Below are 3,317 nucleotides of genomic sequence, written 5' to 3' on the forward strand. Positions count from 1 at the left end.
AAATGATTTCTGAGGTGACTACAGCAATTGTCCATAAGATTGGTTTGAGTAAGCTTTCCAGCGTAATTCATCCCTATCCAACTCAAGCAGAAGGAATTAAAAAAGCGGCAGATGCCTATCGCCGCACTCTTTTAACACCAAGAACTAAAACATTTTTAGAATTCCTGACTAAGCTTTCTTAGAGTAAAAGGAGCTTTGCTTAATAATGGAATAATTTTAAGAGTTTTCTGGAATAGGCATCTTGGTGGAATGGGCATCTTGCCCGTTCCTTAGATTTTCCCAGAATAGGACTTGGTCAGCTCTGCCTATTTCCCTATCTCCCTACTCCCTCTTTGTCTTGACCTCCGATTGAAATAATCCAAAGGTTAAAAAGCGCTATATTTAAATCATTCCATTATTAAGCAACGCCCACCACTAAGGTTGATACCACTCAGATTAGCTTGAACTAGGTCGATAGCACAAAAATCTCGTTGCCCTGCTGCGTACTTTTCTTGGAGTTCTTTGCTATTCATGTCGCCTTAACCCGATTTTACTTTAGTTAAAGGTTTCTATTAAAGAGAGTAAAAATATCGCCCAACGTGACAACTATACCAATCTTTTTCATATGCTAATAAACGCAAAAAAATGCCTGTGTAATAACAAATACATCCACAGTCATCTTTGTAATTTAAGTACAATTACTAGTTATTTAGAGGGTGCATATCAATGCCTGAAATTAGGCAAAAATTATAATAAAACTCCCACACTTATCACACTCCTCACACTTACCACACTTCCTTTTTTTTTATAAATATGATATGCTCCCTATCTATAATTTTATTTTGCTCACCAATCCCGTTTGTAAATAAAGTTGGCGGAGTTTATTGAGTGCTCGGCACTTTTTTTTGCGAATAGTTTCTTCCGTATACCGGGGATAGCCCTTAGACTCTAAAAGAATCGATATTTCAGCACAAGAAAGCTTGTCAAAATAGAATAACTCCAAAATTTTTGAGTCTTCATCAGGAAGTTGTTTTATCTTCTCCCGCATTTCCAAGTTCTCTATATACTGCATAGGGTGAGTATGACGGGAAGAGACCGCATTACTCTGCTCAGTCGAGGGTAAACTTTCCCACATTTCGGAACTAATATCTACAAACCTCTTATACTCACGGTGTAGTCCTCTTACGTAATTAAAGGCAACTGTTCGCAACCAAGCCTTTGGATTAATAATTGGCTCTTTTAAGTCACCCTTAATTCGAATCAGTAACAGTTCCCCATCAACGTTGAAATGCGACTCTATTTTACCGAATTCTATTAGTTTTAGGACAAGTAAAAAGACATCGTGTATAATGTCTTCATGGGTATACGTGCTATTAATTTTAAATTTGTACAGCCAATCTTCTATTTGAGTAGATAGTGAATTTAACAGCTTGGCAATTTCTTGAGGCGGCATATTTTTTTCCATATAATAGCCATAGCCCTTATCCTTGAAATGACAACTCGAAATTGCAGCAAGGGAATCTACTGGCTCTTCCGAATCCGCTTCCCCATTTCCGTCTTCCCCTGTAGTGTCTTTAACTACTAGCTTTGCATCTTCAACAGAAAGACCTAATTCTTCAAGACCTTTCCCTAGTTCGCCTAATTCCCCTGATTGGATTAAATCCGCAAGTCGCTTAAGACCTTCTGAAGAACCATTTAAGGTTATTTTTATACTTCCTTCTTCAATTTTTTCAAAGTTTACGCTCGTGTCTCCTGAAGCTTTCTGGAGTAATAATGACACGGCTTCTTGTAATTCCTTATCCCTAATGAATTCATCTAAGTCTACGCCATTTAGTGTAATAACTAAACGATGATTTACCTGGTTGTCCCCTGGCTGGTTTTGGTCTTTGTTTTTTTTCGCTTTGCAACCGTTTTGTTGGTAAATATTTACTTCCTTAGCCTGAATATTATGTCCCTCAATCTCGTTGATGGTTCCAGCTATATTGTGGGCATTAGTAGTGCCGGTAACGCCCACCCCAAGTGAACTACTTGTTTGGATTATGTTATCTTCTTTGTCACCCTGGATATAGTCAGCCCCAATCTGCTTGTTACAATTATCCCCCTGAGTGTCAATCTTGTGCTGCCCATGCAATCTGTTCTCAACCATTTCCACATTTCCAGCTCCAGCAGTTTACCAATAGATTAACCGGTAAAATTAAGGGTTTCTCCACCCTTCAATAATTCTAATTACTACGTTCAAATATGGGTTATCAAGAAATTCTTCAACTGCTCCTTGACCGCCTTCTTTGAGAGCATTAATCAGCCTTTCCTTCTTAGTTGCTTCAATGGCTGCACTGACAAAGGCTTCCTGCTGTGCTTCTGTGGCGGTAGGATTGCTTTGCTCGAGTTGTTGGAGTAATTGTTGGATTTCTGCTGCTGCTTGGGCGAGGGATTGGGATTGAGGTTCTTTGGTATTTACACTTATTTTATGAATATTTGTCGGGCCTTGGGTAAGGCCCACCCCGAGTGAACTATTTGTTTGGATGATGGTATTTTCTTTGTCACCCTGAACATAGTCGCCTTGGATATTGTTGTTGTAATTGTCACCACTTGTGTTGGTGTTGTGACTGTTACTCATGGTTACGCTACCTCCTGTAATGACTATTCCTTGATTATTCAAGGTTTCTATACGTTTACTCGGATTTCATTGTACTGCCTTAATTATTTTTGTGATTATAGTAATCCTATCTAATTCGTGAAATTATAGTAGCCGACTGAGCTATCGCTCTAACCCTTGCCGAGCAAGGATTTCATATTTTGCAGATTTTATAAATCATTTAGGATTGCTATATAAGCACCTACACATAATTAATTACCTACTCCCAATCTCTGTAACCCTTACATTGTAAGGCTTTGAGTTTTGGAAAATGTGTAATTAATTTTGTGCACCTGCTTAAGCTCAGTGTCAGGCATGAGCTTATTTGGGACGTACAGAGGCAAAGCCTGCTCATAGCTGGCCATGGCCAGCTAAATGCCTAGACTATGACCTCACACTTACCAAAATCTTGAACAGTAGGATTGACCTGGTACTGACTTCGGTGCTGGTCAACGGAAGTTCTGGAGGTGAAGGCGCGTTCGTGTAGCGAACGCAAGAGCAAGTAAAATATACGGCCTGGCTTAATAATGGAATGATTTGAATAGTTTTGTGGAACGGGCATCTTGGTGGAACAGGCATCTTGGTGGAACTGGCATCTTGCCAGTTTCAATATATTCCCGGCGGGCAGAATGCCCACCCCACTCATATTTATCCAAAGATTCAGCAATGCCGAGAAAGCCAAAAGCCAAAAGCAAAGAGGGTT

At 39.6% G+C, this 3,317-nt stretch carries 4 protein-coding genes and 1 pseudogene; 1 reads left to right on the top strand and 4 read right to left on the bottom strand.

Going from position 1 to position 3,317, the window contains the following annotated elements; all coding sequences use genetic code 11:
• Window positions 1–182 (top strand): annotated as a pseudogene (locus F6K57_RS40560) (FAD-containing oxidoreductase); the annotation flags it as partial.
• Window positions 183–386: 204 nt separating this feature from the next.
• On the opposite strand, the gene F6K57_RS40565 reads toward F6K57_RS40560, so the two are convergent.
• From F6K57_RS40565 to F6K57_RS40580, 4 genes are all read right to left on the bottom strand, one after another.
• Entirely contained in the window at window positions 387–512 is a 126-nt protein-coding gene (locus F6K57_RS40565; RefSeq protein ID WP_293074601.1) for a hypothetical protein, read from the bottom strand.
• A gap of 296 nt (window positions 513–808) precedes the next feature.
• Window positions 809–2,125 (bottom strand): sigma-70 family RNA polymerase sigma factor, encoded by a 1,317-nt coding sequence (locus F6K57_RS40570; protein ID WP_293074610.1) that lies wholly within the window; start codon window positions 2,123–2,125, stop codon window positions 809–811.
• Between the two features lie 48 nt (window positions 2,126–2,173).
• Window positions 2,174–2,638 carry a hypothetical protein gene (locus F6K57_RS40575; RefSeq protein WP_293074604.1) on the bottom strand — a complete coding sequence of 155 codons (465 nt, stop codon included), beginning with the start codon at window positions 2,636–2,638 and terminating at the stop codon, window positions 2,174–2,176.
• Between the two features lie 497 nt (window positions 2,639–3,135).
• Window positions 3,136–3,317, bottom strand: a 182-nt coding sequence (locus F6K57_RS40580) for a hypothetical protein (RefSeq protein WP_293074607.1), incomplete at its 5' end; no start/stop codon positions are given.

Origin of the sequence: Moorena sp. SIO4A5, from assembly GCF_010672005.1 — a bacterium.
GTDB lineage: Bacteria > Cyanobacteriota > Cyanobacteriia > Cyanobacteriales > Coleofasciculaceae > Moorena.